Genomic DNA, 16,688 nt, shown 5'->3' on the forward strand with positions numbered 1-16,688 from the left:
TTTGTCAATCGCCATCAGAATTAAGTAAAATATAATATATGAATCCTAAAGTAAGTGATGATTCCTTCTTATCTTTCATTTGTGCTGTTAATGGTATTTTGTCCCACCATGATAAAAAATTACCAGTCTATTCAATCGGCTTTGTCTATGAAATTTACAATAAAAACAATCAATATGAAGATTGTTTAGAATATATAGAAAGATTAACCGATGGTGTTTTTTTCAAAATAGATTCGTCCTGTGATACTGGTGTTTCCCGCTCGCAGAGTATTGTTTTATACAGGAAAGGAAACAGGTGGTCGGTGACGGACGATAAAATGAATTTAATCGATTGTGATGAGATGAAGGGATTCTTTAGTACCAGAGAGAAAAGGAGTTTAAATTTATTAGAGTTAATGGTTTTCTGGCTGAGAAAACGGGCGGGTCTCATTGAATTTTTCTCACTTTCATTTTGTCTTAGTCTGTTGTCATTGAGCATTCCACTGTACATGAATGCGGTTTATGGCAGGATAATACCAGCCTCTGCAGAAAATTCATTGTGGACGCTATCGATAATCATGTTACTTTCCTTTTCTTTCGAAATTGTTTTAAAAAAGAAACGAATCCGGTTAGTTTCTAATATGGTGTCATCTTTTAGTTTATTCAGGGAGCCTTCAATACTTAATTCATTTATGACGCCAATTTCTTCAGGAAAAGATGATTGGCAGGATTTGAGAAAAAAAGGAATTGATAATCTAATCAAGTTTCGTCTGGGGCTTTGGGTTTTATTATCTTCAGGTTACATTGATGCTATTTTCCTTTTAACACATATTGTGGCTATAGCCGTTATCGCTAAATGGCTTGCATTAGTCCCTTTGGCCGTTTTCTTTCTACAGATAATCGCTACGTTTTACATTGATAAAATGTCTCCTGATGATTCTGATTTTAAGAATGACGCAAATTCCGGCCTCCCTACTGAACTTATCGATAATTACAAGCTCAACGGTTTGATGGATTATTTTCCGGCATTATATTCACAAAAGGTGCAGTCGTCCAACAGTGCTGAGGCAATTAAGTTGGCTAAGAAAAATAATAGTTCTTCAGTTTTTTCATTCCTAACGTCTCTTCAAACGGTCGCTATTGTTCTAACTGCTTTCTATCTGATTTCAAATCATATTATTTCCTCCTCAGCGATGTTTGCTACAATAATTTTGTCTGGGAAAATAACCCAGTCAACTTCAATGCTGCTTGGATTTTTACCCTTCCACCGAGAACTGTCAAAGAGCATAAAGGAAATCAATGAACTAACTGAAAAATCCAATGATTTCAAATCTACGGTTATCAGAGATCCATCAAAGTGGAGTTTAAAAAATGTAACGACCTTATCCCGCTATAATCATGATTTGAACGTTTTTAATTCAATCAATCTCGAGTTTTCTCCGGGTGAAAAAATTGCCATCATTGGTCCCCCGGGTTGTGGAAAAACTACACTATCACATATTCTTTGTGGTATTTATCAACCTGAGAAAGGTGAGGTTTTTTTACCCGATGGTCTCAATCAAGAAAATGGAAAAGGAAGTTCGTTCTATTTTCCTCAACGTGGTTTTGTGTTTTATCGGAATTTACATGATTCTATTTTTAGTTCTAATGTTACGAGTGATTCTTTGATAAAGGAATTACAGACACTGGATTTTTTATCATGGCTTCCTGAATATTATCCTGATGGGATTTTTTCAACCCCTATAAAAAAATTATCTGAAGATAAATTACAAATGTTAGAAATGGCAAGGTTGCATTTCTCTGACAAAAAATACTTCATTCTTGATGAACCCTCAGCTCATGTTGACACTGGGACAGAACAGAAACTTTCAAACATTCTTAGGAATAAATTAAAGGATGACACAACAATGATTTTATTCACACGCAGTAAAAATTTACTTGAATTTGCTGATAGAGTTGTTTATCTCAATCAATTTAATATAGTATTTGATGGGAAAAAAGAAGATTTTCTTAAAATAGCATCATAATTTTTTTATAATCAAGTTTGTCTGTAAGCCCACTTGCTCAGAGAACCCGTAAATCGGGTCGTGTATTCACCATATTGAATACACGACCAAAAATCCCGCGTTATAGTCTGTAAAATAGGCTTCGTGGTGCTGATGTAAGTATCCCAGCTTTAGTTCCACGCACTTTTTGAGATTTCCAGTTTCTCAGCCATCAGCCCATATTCTTCCGGCGTCAGGTTATTCAGGGATTCATGAGGCCGCTCACTGTTGTATTCATTCAGCCAGCGCTCCGTTATTTCCCGCGCTTCATCCAGTGTTCTGAACAGATAAAAATCCAGTATTTCTGTCCGGTACGTCCGGTTAAAACGTTCGATAAACGCGTTCTGGGTCGGCTTACCCGGCTTAATAAATTCCAGCATCACACCATGATCTTCAGCCCATTGCGCCAGAGTCAGTGATACCCGTTCCGGCCCATTATCCATCCGCATCTTCAGCGGATATCCACGGGTTGCTGCTATCCTGTCCAGCATCCTGACGACCCGCTGCGCCGGGATATTCAGGTCAATTTCGATAGCCAGAGCTTCACGGTTAAAATCATCCACGACGTTGAAAGTCCGAAAACGTCGGCCGCATGTCAGCGCGTCGTGCATAAAATCAATCGACCCGCTTTGGTTAAGTGCTTCCGGCGTTGCCAGCGGGGCCGGATTACGCACAGGCAGGCGTTGTTTACCCCTACGACGAAAATTAAGTTTTAGCAGACGCGTATCCGGTTGATAACGAAACACCGTCCTGCTCAGCGATAATATCCTGCATGCCTGGCGTATGCTCATCGTATACTGCGTCGTCAGATAGCTGGCGAGCTCACGCTTTATCGCTGGTTTTAAAGCTTTTTTTCGATGACGTCTTTCAGCGCCCGGCATTCAGGACTCAGATCGGCAAACATCTGTTTGAGACGACGATTTTCATCTTCCAGATCTTTGATCTTTTAAATATCAGATGCTTCCATCCCCCCGTACTTCGCTTTCCAGTTGTAACAGGAGGCTTCGGAAATCCCGGCCTCACGACAGACCTCTTTCACGGTACGTCCAGCTTCGACAGACTTCAGGACAGCAATAATCTGGTGTTCGGTGAATCGTGCTTTACGCATAGCGATCTCCTTCATTAGCAGAGCAAGTATGCCGGAAGATCTCTAAATGTGAATGGGCTGTTTTAGCGGGATACTTACACTGATTGTTTTGCAGCTAACGATTTATTGATTGCAGATAACCTCATTTACTTGTTTGCAGATAAATGTGCATAAAAGATATAACGCCGGTGTTGATGGGGGTTTTGAACAAATGTCGGTGAGGTTATCGTGATGATAATGGCTAAAAAACGAGCTACTTTAGCAGATGGACAACGAACATCCTCCGCAGGGAAACGGATTAGTAAAAAGAGAGCGGGTTAATGAGGCGGGGCTGTACCTGGCTGCTCCATATTTACCAGTTCAAGCTGGTAAAGCTGAGTACAGACCATTTTTTCAAACTGTTGAGGGGTTAGGTGGTGTATATCACCCTTCATATCGTGGTTAAAAAACACACTTAGCGTACGTTTCCGTACTACTGGGCTTCAGACCCCTATTATATTTGATGCTATCCTGCATTCCTCTACTGAGTCAAAAAACGCCTGGCAGCGGTCAAGAACAAGTGTTGCTCCTTCGCGTAGCATTTATATAACTGGTGTCTGTTTATGTGGGGCGTCCTGTATCCGGACTGGCTGTAAGAATATCTGACAAACCCGCCATAGCCCCTCATTTCCGGCCAGTTATCATTGGCAAGCCTTACTCTGGGGTAATGAAGAATGTCTTTCTCCAGCGTCTTGTTTAATGCCGTCCAGCTCACCAGCTTACTGGCGTCGACACCGGTCAGTACAAAAGGCGATTTTCGAAAGTGTTGGCGGCTAAATTCTTCCATAATATCGCGGCTAATAAAATTATTAACAGGCCAGCTCCTTGTTGTTGTTCATTCGTACAATACTGGTATCAGAACACGAACCCAGTAACCGCTCATCGTGTGTGATCACAAGTACATATTTGTCTCTGGTCTCATGCATCAGATATTCACGGAAGGCATTTACTCCGGATTCATCAAACCCTTTGGTTGGCTCATCAAACACGATGAGGCTGTACGGCTTGCCATAAGAGAGCATGACACCTAACTTCTTCTTCGGACCACCTGACAGGTTACTGCCGAAACCACGGATAACATGGTTGAGCGGCTTATCGAACCCGAATCTTTTCAGCCATTCAGTGATCGCACTGAGGTGAGTCCTGTCAGCAAAGGGAGACGGTAGGGTATTTGAGGGGATAACATCCTCTGTTTCGGTGCAGTATAAATCAATATCAGCCCGGGCCATTTTTATTTGACGGAAAACAAATCCGGCCTGGTTCATTGGGAGGAATATCTGGAACAAAAAGGCAGCGATCATTACCAGACTACCACTGGTAATATTCCCGTTTTTAGTCAGCATATAGACAGAGAATAATATAACCGAACAGAATAGAACCGACAGCAGAGCGGAGCTAATCCCAAAAAAGAAGAACTCGTTGCGTACCGCTACTTGTTTCGACACATTCTTGTTCACGAATCTCATGAACCTGCTTCTGCTTTTATCTGTGGTGTGAAATGACTTATCACCGGCAATAACTGCATCAGATCAAACATTCCGCCAGACATCTTTTTAGCCGTTATGGCTACCGCTCTCATTAACGGAAGTCTGCGTTGAGTCATTCTTATGACAAAATACAGGTATACGAACATCATCACTAGAAATTAAATTGCGATGATGTAGTTTACAGAAACAGCAATAGTTACTACTATCGTAGCCAGCTGTATTAATAACGGCATTATGTCTGTACATATTATTCGGGTAAGCGTGGTGGCAGACGTAATCATACTTTCTGACACTTTGTTAATTTCGCCGGTTTTTTTTCGCTAAAACTATCGTTATGTGATGTCAGTATCCTGTCAATGATTTTTTCGCGTAAAGCATAGCTTAGCTTGATATTTAATCTCTGAGTCAGAAACTCACACAAACTATACCCAACAGGCATAAAAAATCTTATAGCAAGAAAACATAATGACAAAACAACCAGTATCGTTGAATCGGCAAGTGTTTATATGTTATCAACAACGCTGCACATTTCACTCGCTGAACATCGTCTTGCTCAACGCCTGGCTCAGCTTCGTCTGGAGAGGAACTGGTCGCTGGAGGCACTGGCCGATCTGACAGGCATTAGCCGCGCATCACTTTCCAGGATCGAACGCGCGGAAACCAGCCCGACCGCCTCGCTGCTTAACCGACTGTGCATCGCCTGGGGTTTAACCCTGTCGCGGTTGCTGAGCGGCGTTGATGAGGAGGGGCCTGTGCATCTGCGTCCGGCGGCGCAAAACGTCTGGTGCGATCGCCAGAGCGGCTTTGAAAGACGTAGCGTTTCGCCTCCCGCAACAGGCTTTCTGGGCGAGCTGGTGGAAGCACGGCTTAAGGCGGGTGCACTGATCAACTACGATGCCCCGCCAGTCGCCGGAATCGAGCAGCATCTCTGGATACTTGACGGCGTGCTGTTATTCAACATGAACGATCGGCAGTGGCGACTGGAAGCGGGGGACTCTCTGCGGTTTCATCTCTCCGGGCGCTCTTCGTTTCACGCACCCGAAGCAGAAGGGGCACACTACGCGCTGGTCGTCTGCCGTGCTTAAGAACTGCACACGCAACCGATCCACTGAACACAACTAAGGTAATTTTTATGACGCTTTCCTGGGATTTGCTTACTGCCGATCTGGCCTGCGCTGAGCAGGCTGAACTGTGTAATGTGCTGAGCGCCTGCGTAGCGCAGGGTGCCAGCGTGGGCTTTGTCAGTCTGGATCCTGAACCCATGCGCCATTTCTGGCACGGGGTCATCGCCAGCCTGAAAAGCGGCGATCGCCAGCTGATGGTTGCGCGCCTTGACGGCAGGATAGTTGCGACGGTTATCCTGGTGTTGGGCATGATGCCCAATGGCGCACACCGCGCTGAAATCGCTAAGCTGCTGGTGCATCCGGAGGCCAGGCGGCGCGGCATCGCCCGTCAGCTGCTGTCCCGTGCCGAGCAGCTTGCCCGGCAGGCAGGCAGAACGCTGCTGGTGCTGGATACGCGCAGCGGCGATGTGGCAGAACAGCTTTATCTGACGCAGGGCTGGAAAATAAGCGGACAGATCCCGGGGTATGCGCTTTCCACCGACGGCGAGCCCGAGGCCACGACCGTTATGTATAAATGCCTTTAATAATGCTGTCGGTGGTTCCGGCGTACAACCCCTGTCTGTGAAAATTGAGTTCTGATGTTCTGATGTCCCCGGTCTCTGAGGAGCGACGGCGCACTTTCGTCCGCCGCGTTTGCACCGAGATAAACTCGTCTCATTTTATTACATCTTTGATTGAATATTAAACGGGCAACGAATAGAATGCCGCGCGTAAACGGGGTTGATTAAGGATTAATTAACGCCAATAACGGACTTAGCCAACAGGGAAGTGAAAGGTGAAAAGGGATTTTTTACAGCGTTGCTGCGCGGCAGCCTTGCTGAGCGCGCAGGCGCTATTCTTTAGCAGCGCGGCCATCGCCGCGCCTGAATCTGAAGCCATTATTCACCAGCAGGAGCGGCAGAGGGCGCTTGAACAACAGCTTCAGCCCGCTACGCCTGACGTACGTCTTTCGCCACCCGCTTCGGGCAGCTCCAGGCTGCACTTTCCTGATGAGACTCCCTGCTTCCCACTCCAGCAGATCCTGCTAAAGGGGACAGAGGACTTTCCCCACTGGCTCCCGCTCCAGCGCCTGGCAAATCAGGCCAGCGGCCGCTGTCTCGGCGCGCAGGGCATCAACCTGCTAATGAGCGCCCTGCAAAATTTGCTTATCGATCGCGGCTATGTCACCAGCCGGGTGCTTGCACCCGCGCAGGATCTGACTCAGGGTTCGCTCACCCTCCAGCTGTTTGCCGGCAAAGCCAGTGCCGTCAGCCTGACGCCGCAAAGCGGGCGCTACGTTAACCTGTGGACCGCGCTGCCGACGCGCGCGGGAACGCTGTTCGATTTGCGCGACGTCGAGCAGGGACTGGAAAATCTCCAGCGGCTTCCCACGGTGACGGCAGAGATGTCGCTGTCACCCGGCGCTAAACCCGGCGAGAGCGACGTCAGCATAGACTGGCATCAGCGCAAAATGTGGCGGCTGGGCGCCTCTCTTGATGATGCGGGCGCTACCGGCACCGGACGCATCCAGGGAGGAGTGACCTTCTATCTGGACAATCCGCTGTCGCTCAGCGATCTGTTCTATGTATCGGCCAGCCACGACCTGGCGCGCGGCGGCGATAAGAACAGTAAAAATCTGACCGGCCACTACTCCGTGCCGTTTGGCTACTGGCTGCTTGGGATGACCGCCAGCAAATACCGCTATCTTCAGACGGTGGCAGGACGCTACGCCGATGTGCGCTACAGCGGGGTTAGCCAGAGCCTGAACGGCCAGCTCAGCCGCGTTCTGCACCGCACCGGCAGCCAGAAAACCACCCTCAGCTGGGATCTGCTCTCCCGCCAGACGCGCAGCTACCTTGATGACACCGAAATCGGCGTCCAGCGCAGCCATACCTCCGCGTGGCGACTGGGTTTGCAGCATCGACACTATATCGGTGCCGCGACGCTCGATGCGGGCGTCAGCTATCAGCGAGGAACGCGCTGGTTTGGCGCCATCCCGGCACCTTCCGAAGCCTGGGGAGAAGGTACTGCGCTGGCGAAAATTCTTCAGCTAAACGGCCAGTTTTCCGTGCCTTTTACGCTATCCGCGCAGCGCTTCAGCTTTACCAGCCAGTATCTGCGCCAGATGAGCAGCACGTCACTGACCCCGCAGGACCGCTTCTCTATTGGCAGCCGCTGGACGGTACGGGGTTTTGACGGTGAACGCTCGCTAAGCGCCGACAGCGGCTGGACGGTACGTAACGATATTGGCTGGGCAACGCCCGTCCCGGCGCAGCAGCTCTATCTGGCGGTGGACTACGGTGAAACCGGCAGCCGGGGCAGCGATCTGCTGGGCCGACATCTGGCCGGTGGCGCCGTCGGGCTGCGCGGTAGCGCCCTGAATACCGGCTATGACCTCTTTGCCGGGGTGCCGCTGGCAAAACCCGCGGGATACCACACCAGCGGCGCAAGCTTCGGCTTCAACCTGAACTGGAATTACTGAGCGCGTCGTACCCGACACGTACTGACCGCTTAGCACTTTAGCTCTACTGATAAGGACATCATCATGAACACGCGCTGCTTTCGCGTTATTTTCAGTCAGGCCCGCAGTATGCTTGTGGTGGTGGCCGATATCCTCCCGGCGGGCCGGGGCCGAAGGAGCTGCCGACGCAGTGTGACTCGCGCACGAGAAATTTTTGCCCCCGCGCTCTCTTCGCTGGGCTTTGCGCTACTGCTGGCAACGGGCGCGATTATGCCCGCATCGGCAGGGGTGGTTGCCGACGGCGGCGCGCCGGGTGGGCAGCGCCCGACGGTGATCAACAGCGCCAATGGCACGCCGCAGGTCAATATTCAGACGCCCAGCGCGGCGGGCGTGTCGCGCAATCAGTACAGCCAGTTCGACGTGGATCAAAAAGGCGTCATCCTGAATAACTCGCGCACGGCGGCACAAACGGCGCTGGGCGGCAGGGTCGCGGGCAATCCGTGGCTGGCGCAAGGCGAGGCGCGGGTGATCCTCAACGAGGTTAACTCACGCGATCCGAGCCGGCTTAACGGCTTTATCGAAGTGGCCGGGCAGCGCGCGCAGGTGGTGATTGCCAGCCCCGCCGGGATCAGCTGTAACGGCTGCGGCTTTATTAATGCCAGCCGGGCCACGCTCACCACCGGCCAGGCGCGGCTCACCAACGGCCAGATCGCCGGGTACGACGTCAGCCAGGGCACGATTACCGTTCACGGCCAGGGAATGGACAGCAGCCAGCAGGACAGCACCGACCTGATCGCCCGGGCGGTGCATATCAATGCCGGGATCCAGGCCAGGGAGCTGAAGGTGACGACCGGCCGCAATCATATTGACGCCGCGCACCAGACCGTCAGCGCAATGGCCGGTGAGGGCGAGGCGAAGCCGCAGTTTGCCCTTGACGTTGCGCAGCTGGGCGGCATGTACGCCGGTAAAATTCGCCTGATCGGCACCGAAGGTGGCGTTGGCGTACGCAATGCCGGGCATATCGGCACCTCGGCGGGTAGCGTGGCGATCACCGCCGACGGCCATATTGCTAACAGCGGAAGCATCAGCAGCGCGAACCGTCTTGATGTGGCTACGCGGGGCGACCTCAGCAACAGCGGGACGCTCTATGCCAGGGAAAGTTCTGCCATCTCCGTCGCGGGGCGGCTGACGCACAGCGGCACTCTCGCCAGCGGGCAGCAGATCCGCGTACAGGCCGCCACTATTGAGGCCAGCCGCAAAAGCGTCTTTGCCGCGGGCGTTGACGATCGCGGGCAGCCTAAACCTGGCGGCAGCCTGACCCTCAGCAGCAGCGGCGCATTACGCGCGCAGGGACAGCTGCTGGCGACGGAGCAGCTCAGCGTTCAGGGTGCCTCGGTGGATCTCAGTGACAGCCAGACGGCGGGCCGCGATATTGCCGTTACCGCTTCCTCCGGCGATATCAGCACCGCCCGCGCGGTTATTTCCGCTACCCAGACCCTCAGCCTGAATACCCGGGGGCAGCTAAACAATGATGGCGGCAGCCTGGCCGCTGACCGACTCAGCCTGACGGCGCATCAGCTCTCTAACCAGCAGGGAACGTTGCAGCAGCTGGGCCAGGCAGATCTGACGCTGGCGCACCAGGCGGGCATTAATAACACCGGGGGCAGCATCGCCAGCAATGGCGCAAACCTGACGCTCAGCACCGCCAGCCTGATTAACAGCCGGGGCCGGATAACCCATGCGGGTGAGGGACAGCTCCACGTCAGCGCGTCAGCGCTGTCGGGTACGCAGGGCAGCCTGCTGACTAATGGCGCCCTGCTGCTGGAGGGCGGCGCGCTGACGCTTGACCAGGCTACCACCCAGGCCCGGCACATCACCGTAAACGCGGCCAGCCTCTCCGGCCGCGGCGGAGAGGTTATCCAGACCGGCAGCGGTGAGATGACCTTCAACCTGAACGGCACGCTGGATAATTCCGGCGGACTGATCCACAGCGGCGGCAGCCTCATGGTGGATACCCACGGCGGCCTGCTGCTGAACCGCGACAGCGGGGCGCAGAGCGGCATTCTCAGTGCGGGTGCGCTGTCGCTGCGCAGCGGCGCGGGCGATAATCGCAGCGGCCTGATCCTCAGCGGCGGTAATGCGCGGCTGGAGACCGGGCACTGGGACAACAGCAGCGGTACAATCCAGTCCGGCTCTTACCTGCACTGGCATACCAGCGGGCAGGCGCTGATTAACCGGGCGGGCGTTATCAGTGCGCATACCGGCCTTGCACTGCAAAGTGGTGATATCAATAACCAGCAGGGCACGCTGGCCGCGGGCAGCGAACTGACGCTGAGCAGCCATGCGCTGGACAACAGCCAGCAGGGGCAGATTATCAGCAAAGGCAGTCTGCGGCTGACCACCGCCGGGCTGAATAACCAGCAGGGCCGCATTCAGTCGCTGGGCGATATGGTGCTGAGCGCAAAGGATGCGGTGATCAATAATACCCGGGGGCTTATCCACAGCGCCCAGACGCTGCTGCTTAGTGCCGCACAGATTATGAATCAGGATACCCGACGCAGCGATCGTACCCTCGGGCTGCAGGCCGCCAGGCTGCGGGTTACGGCGGAGCAGCTGGATAATCACCAGGGTGAAGTGCTGGCCGATGAGGATCTGACGCTGACGCTCACCGACAGGCTGAATAACAGCAGCGGTCTGATCTCCTCGATTAAAAATGCCTCACTCAGCGCTGCCACCCTGACCAACAGGGCGGGGGATATCGAAGCCGGACAGGGGCTGAGCCTGCGAAGTGACTGGCTGAGCGGGGAGGGTCGTCTGCTGTCGCTGGGCAATATGTCGCTCAGCCTCAGCCGGGACTTTATTAACAGCGGCTCACTGGAAGCGGCGGGGGCGCTCTCGCTGACCACGGCGGGCCAGCTCACTAACCACGGCCTGATGCAGGCGGGGGGCACCCTCGCGCTCCGGGCCGCTTCGCTGTTTAACAGCGCCACCGGGGAGATCGCTGCCGGGCTGTTACAGGCGGAGATCGCCGCCACGCTGACTAATTATGGCCTGCTCAACGGCATCTATACGCGCCTGAACGCGCAGATTCTGAACAACGTTGCGACCGGGCGGATCTACGGTGACTGGCTGGCGATAAAGGCCGGGACGCTGAATAACCTCGCCGCGTCGGGCCATGCCGCCACGCTTGCGGCCAGGCAGCAGCTGGATCTGGGCGTTGGTACGCTAAATAACCGCGAGCACGCGCTGATCTACAGCGGCGGCAGCCTGGCCCTGGGCGGAACGCTCAGCGACGATTACCGGGCTGTCGGACAGGGCGGTGCACTCAATAATCACAGCGCCACCCTTGAGTCGGCGGGGGATATGACGCTGAATATCGCCAGCATCAATAACCACAATGACCATTTTCGTACTGAAAACGTGCTGATCTCGCAGGAGCAGGTTTCTGAATACCAGGTGGACCGCCTGAATAATGGCGTGCGCTATAACGTCAATGACTACGATATCAGTATGTATAAGGACGAGACGTGGGTCATCTGCATCGTGGGCGTGATTTGCCATAACACCGATGGCGATAAGTTCACCCACTACGACTACACGCGCACCATCACCGAAGACCGCATCGCGCAGAGCGATCCGGGGAAAATTATTGCCGGTGGCAGTATGACCGTCGGGGCTGACCGGCTGCTTAACGATAAAAGTCAGATTATCGCAGGCGGTACGCTGGCGATAACGGCGGCGCAGATGGATAACATTGAACCGGTCGCCGCCCGCCAGATAAAAGAGGAGGGCGTGACCCGGCGCTACACCCGTAAGCAGCACAGCGGCGGCGATTCACCGCGGGTAGTAACCGAAGCGTGGAAACCAGCGGTAGTGATTCAGAACATTGCCCTGCGCCCTGGTTACATCAGCGGCAACACCACGGGTGAGGGCAGCGGCCTGACGCCGGATAATCAACCGGAGAGCCACCTTAGCGGCAACCCATCGGGAACCGGCGGCGTCAGCATCGCGCCGATCGCGGGGTCAGACGACCTCTCCTACGGCAAAATTCTTGAGGTCTCCCGGGAGGGGGTGGACAGCGTAGTACGCACTACCGGCCCCGATACCCGCCTGCCTGACAGCAGCCTGTTCCATATGCGACCAGAAAGCGACAGCGCCTGGCTGATTGAAACCGACCCACGCTTTATCGGCGAAAAGGCGTGGCTCAGCTCGGACTGGATGTTGCAGGCGTTTAAAACCGATCCGGCTAACGTTCATAAGCGGCTCGGCGACGGCTGGTACGAGCAGCGGCTGATCCGCGAGCAGATCATCGCCCTGACCGGGCAGCGCTATCTGGCCGGTCAGCAGAACGACGAAGATCAGTATAAAGCGCTGATGAACAATGGCATCGACTTTGGCAGGAAACATAATTTGACGCCCGGCATTGCCCTGACGGCAAGGCAGATGAGTGAGCTGACCAGCGATATCGTCTGGATGGTCGCCCGACCCGTACAGCTGCCGGACGGCACGATGCAGCAGGTGCTGGTCCCGCAGGTATACAGTCTGGTCAGGCCCGGTGACATTGACGGCGGCGGGGCGCTGCTGGCGGGTAAAAATGTGCAGCTGGCGCTCAGTGGCGACCTGACCAACCGTGGAACGGTTAGCGCGCAGCAGAGCATGCAGATGCTGGCGGATAACATCAACAACCTGGGCGGCACCCTCAGCGGGCAGGATGTCTGGCTGCAGGCACGAACGGATATCACCAATACCGGCGGCCACGTACAGGGCGGCGACAGGCTGACGGCGATAGCGGGACGGGATATCAGCATCACGACCACAACCCGCAGCAACGACAGCCTTAACGGCGATTCCGCCCGCACGGCGATCAACCAGGCGGGCAGCGTAACGGTCACCAATAACGCAGGTTTACTCGACATTCAGGCCGGGCGCGACGTGAATCTTAAGGCGGCTATTGTCGCCGCCAGCGGCGACAATAGCCGTGCCACGGTCATGGCGGGGAATAATCTGAGCCTGACCACCGTTGAGACCGCCAGCCGGGACAACCTGAGCTGGGGCAGCGATGACACCCTGCGTCAGGCGCAGAGCCGGGAGGTGGGCACCCTGATCCAGGGCGGCGGCGAGGTGACCCTGCTGGCGGGGAATGACCTCAGCATGACGGCGGCAAGGGTATCAGCAAACCAGGCGCTAACCGTACAGGCGGGTAATGACCTGAGTATCCACAGCGGCACGGCTACGGAAAGCTTCGATCAGTATACTAAATCGACCAGCAGCGGGTTTCTGTCCGGTAAGACAACGGTAGATCACAACAGCTTCAGCGACCGGACGGCGGTAGCCAGCCAGCTTGACGGCCACAGCGTCACGATGCTGGCGGGGCACGATTTGCAGGTGCAGGGCAGCAGCGTGGTGGGCACGCAGGACGTGATGCTCCATGCCGGTAACAACCTCAGCCTGACCAGCGTGGACGAACAGCATGAGGTGCGACAGATCCACGAGGAGAAAAAAACCGGCTTCTCCGGCACCGGCGGCATTGGCGTCAGCTACGGTAAACAGAGCGTGAAGACCACCGACACCCTCAGCAGTCGCACCAGCGCGGCGGCGACGGCAGGCAGCGTGGACGGTAACCTGAGCCTGACGGCGGGCAACGTCCTGCTGATCGGCGGCTCTGACCTGGTGGCCGGACAGGATATGCGGCTGAGTGCGAAGGAGGTGAACATTGAGGCGGCAGAAAACCAGCGGTCGCAGAAGCAGACCACCGAGCAGAAAAGCTCCGGGCTGACGCTGGCCCTTTCCGGCACGGCGGGCAGCGCCCTGAACACGGCGGTCACCACGGCGAAGCAGGCCAGCGAAAGCAGCGGGCGACTGGCGGCCCTGCAGGGCGTGCAGGCGGGGCTTAACGGCGTCAGTGCCGGGCAGGCCCTGCAGATGGATGCGGCGAAGGGCAGCGATCCGGCGAACGGCAACACGGTGGGGGCGAACCTCTCCTGGGGGAGCCAGTCATCGACCTCGGAGAGTCGCCTTGAGCAGACCACCCAGCGTGGCAGCAGCCTGACGGCGGGTCACAACCTGAGCATCACCGCCAGCGGCAGCGGCGTGTCCGGCGCTGACGGGGATATCCGGGTGCAGGGCAGCCAGTTTCAGGTGGGGCATGATCTGCTGCTGTCGGCGAACCGCGATGTCAACCTGCTGTCGGCCGCAGAGCAGGAAAGCACGCGCAGTAAAAACAGCAGCAAAGGTGGGGCGGTTGGCGTCGGCTTCGGTGTGGGGGCCGGAGGATCGGGCTTCAGCGTCTCGGGGAGCGTTAACAGCGCGAAGGGCCATGAAAACGCCGATGCTCTGAGCCATACCGAAAGCCAGATTAACGCGGGTAATCAGGTGACCCTTATCAGCGGGCGGGATACGACGCTGACCGGCGCGCAGGTGGCGGGGGAAACGGTGACGCTGGAGGTCGGTCGTAACCTGACGCTGACCAGCGAGCAGGACAAAAACCACTATGACGCGAAGCAGCAGAGCGCCAGCGCGAGTGGCAGTGCGGGGGCAGGCGGCGGCTCGGCCAGCGTTAACGTTTCTCAGGAGAGCATGAACAGCCGCTGGGAGTCGGTCACCGATCAGACGGGCATCTTTGCCGGCAGCGGCGGCTTTGATATTACCGTGGGCGAGCATACGCAGCTCAACGGGGCGGTTATCGGCTCGACGGCGGCGTCAGAGCGGAATAAACTGGATACCGGCACGCTGGGGTTCAGCGATATCGACAACAGAGCGGACTACAGCGTTGAGCACCAGAGCACGGGCGTCAGCACGGGCGGTAGCGTGGACGGGCAGTTCGCCGGAAATATGGCGAACACGTTGCTGACCGGGGTGAACGGTTCAGATAGCGCCAGCTCGACCACCCACGCGGCGGTGAGTGAAGGGACGATTATTATCCGTGACCAGGCGAAGCAGCAGCAGGACGTAAGTGAGCTGAGCCGCGACGTGGAGAATGCGAATCCGGGGCTGGCGGAGATATTTGATAAGGAGAAGGAGCAGCAGCGGCTGAGGGAGGCGCAGCTGATAGGTGAGATAGGGAGTCAGGTTGCGGATATTGCGCGGACGCAGGGCCAGATAGCGGCAACGAAAGCGGCGAACGACAAAATGAAGGACATCTCGCCGGATCAGTTGCAAACGGCAGAGTCTGACTGGCGCAAAGCCAATCCGGGCAAAACGCCAACAGCAGATGATATCAGCGGCCAGGCTTACCAGACGTTCTATAATCAGGCGTTTAACGACAGCGGATTCGGCACCGGTGGTAAGGTTCAGCAGGCTATCCAGGCCGCAACCGCTGCGGTACAGGGTCTGGTGGGAGGTGACCTGGCGAAAGCCATTGCGGGCGGCTCTGCGCCGTATATCGCCGGGGTAATCGGCAGCAGCGGGCTGGATGACACCGGTAAGGTGCTGGCCCACGCGGCAGTCAACGCGGCACTGGCGGCGGCGCAGGGTAACAACGCCCTGGTCGGTGCAGCAGGCGCGGCCACGGCTGAAATGGCCGGGATGATCGCCCTGAACGCCTACGGTAAACCGGTCAGCGAACTGAGCGAGACCGAGAAGCAGACGGTGAGCGCCCTGGCCACCCTGGCGGCGGGTGTGGCCGGGGGACTGACTGGTAACAGCACGGCGGATACCGTGGCTGCGGCTCAGGCAGGGAAAACGACCGTTGAGAATAACTCGTTAGCTCATGTGCTGGCTGCCGCAGAAGCCCATAAGAAAGGCACGATAGAGAAATATGAATCGGGCACCCAGGAAGCCATCAGGGAAGCCTGTAGCGGAGGAACGCCGATATCCTGTGAAGCAGCGGTGGCAGCAATGGGCAGTGCGATGGCCTTGCCATTATTGCCCGCAGCGGCAGCGACGACCGGTCTGATAGGTGCAGGAGCAAACGCCGGGGTAGGTTATCTGATTAACGGTGAAGTGAACCCCAATGATGTGATTCTGGGTTACTGGACAGGTATTTTCACGGCAGGAACAGGGCTGTGGGGAACGATGGGAGTTAATGCGGCCAGCGGTGCTGCATCCAGCTATCTTAAAGGTGATGATCCACTGAAAGGTGGTGCCATAAGTGGTGCAGCTTCAGGTATTGGATATGGAATCGGTAGCAAATTAGTTGAGTTGCCTCTTGATAAAGTTTTAAACCCAATGAAACCGTGGAAAGACTGGATCTGGGTTGATGTTGGGATGGGGATATCGAAGCCTTTACCAGTTAATCCAGTACCTGGTATGGCAGGCAATACATCAGCCAGTGCAGCGACAGAAATCCTTAATGATCAGCTTGGTAAGGCCGTAAATAGTAATGGGAAGAAGCAATGATGAAAAAAGAATCGTGGTTCATCATTTTTCTATACTTATTTGTTGCATGTAACATAGCAATGATAATAGTTTTTTTATTTTTATATTTTCTTACAAGAGGTTATATCCTGCTGATGTATCAAATTCCATTTGAGTTGGTTTGGGCTGATA

At 54.9% G+C, this 16,688-nt stretch carries 6 protein-coding genes and 1 pseudogene; 5 read left to right on the forward strand and 2 right to left on the reverse strand.

Going from position 1 to position 16,688, the window contains the following annotated elements:
- Positions 1 to 38 precede the first annotated feature (38 nt).
- On the forward strand, positions 39 to 2,006 hold the full coding sequence (locus AAGR22_RS07975; RefSeq protein WP_345831209.1) for an ATP-binding cassette domain-containing protein: 1,968 nt from the start codon (positions 39 to 41) through the stop codon (positions 2,004 to 2,006).
- A 149-nt stretch (positions 2,007 to 2,155) separates the two neighbouring features.
- On the opposite strand, the pseudogene AAGR22_RS07980 reads toward AAGR22_RS07975, so the two are convergent.
- Both AAGR22_RS07980 and AAGR22_RS07985 read right to left on the reverse strand, forming a co-directional pair.
- Positions 2,156 to 3,132: pseudogene (locus tag AAGR22_RS07980) on the reverse strand (IS3 family transposase).
- 827 nt (positions 3,133 to 3,959) lie between these two features.
- On the reverse strand, positions 3,960 to 4,616 hold the full coding sequence (locus AAGR22_RS07985) for a hypothetical protein (protein WP_345831210.1): 657 nt from the start codon (positions 4,614 to 4,616) through the stop codon (positions 3,960 to 3,962).
- 527 nt (positions 4,617 to 5,143) lie between these two features.
- Here AAGR22_RS07985 and AAGR22_RS07990 point away from each other — a divergent pair.
- The 4 genes from AAGR22_RS07990 (at position 5,144) to AAGR22_RS08005 (ending at position 16,538) form a co-directional block, all read left to right on the forward strand.
- Complete coding sequence (locus AAGR22_RS07990; protein ID WP_345831211.1) at positions 5,144 to 5,722, forward strand: helix-turn-helix domain-containing protein; 579 nt, start codon at positions 5,144 to 5,146, stop codon at positions 5,720 to 5,722.
- A 47-nt stretch (positions 5,723 to 5,769) separates the two neighbouring features.
- A complete protein-coding gene (locus tag AAGR22_RS07995) occupies positions 5,770 to 6,285 on the forward strand; it encodes a GNAT family N-acetyltransferase (protein ID WP_067702619.1) in 516 nt (171 codons plus the stop codon).
- A gap of 329 nt (positions 6,286 to 6,614) precedes the next feature.
- A complete protein-coding gene (locus AAGR22_RS08000) occupies positions 6,615 to 8,222 on the forward strand; it encodes a ShlB/FhaC/HecB family hemolysin secretion/activation protein (RefSeq protein ID WP_345831562.1) in 1,608 nt (535 codons plus the stop codon).
- A gap of 63 nt (positions 8,223 to 8,285) precedes the next feature.
- Complete coding sequence (locus AAGR22_RS08005) at positions 8,286 to 16,538, forward strand: hemagglutinin repeat-containing protein (protein WP_345831212.1); 8,253 nt, start codon at positions 8,286 to 8,288, stop codon at positions 16,536 to 16,538.
- The last annotated feature ends 150 nt before the right edge of the window (positions 16,539 to 16,688 follow it).

This window comes from Erwinia sp. HDF1-3R (assembly GCF_039621855.1).
In the GTDB taxonomy this organism is placed as follows: domain Bacteria; phylum Pseudomonadota; class Gammaproteobacteria; order Enterobacterales; family Enterobacteriaceae; genus Erwinia.

Bases quoted from the DNA above. Each gene is read 5' to 3' on its own strand.
- AAGR22_RS07985 (WP_345831210.1), bottom strand. From the start codon at position 4,616: ATGAGATTCGTGAACAAGAATGTGTCGAAACAAGTAGCGGTACGCAAC.
- AAGR22_RS07975 (WP_345831209.1), top strand. From the start codon at position 39: ATGAATCCTAAAGTAAGTGATGATTCCTTCTTATCTTTCATTTGTGCT.
- AAGR22_RS08005 (WP_345831212.1), top strand. From the start codon at position 8,286: ATGAACACGCGCTGCTTTCGCGTTATTTTCAGTCAGGCCCGCAGTATG.
- AAGR22_RS07990 (WP_345831211.1), top strand. From the start codon at position 5,144: ATGTTATCAACAACGCTGCACATTTCACTCGCTGAACATCGTCTTGCT.
- AAGR22_RS07995 (WP_067702619.1), top strand. From the start codon at position 5,770: ATGACGCTTTCCTGGGATTTGCTTACTGCCGATCTGGCCTGCGCTGAG.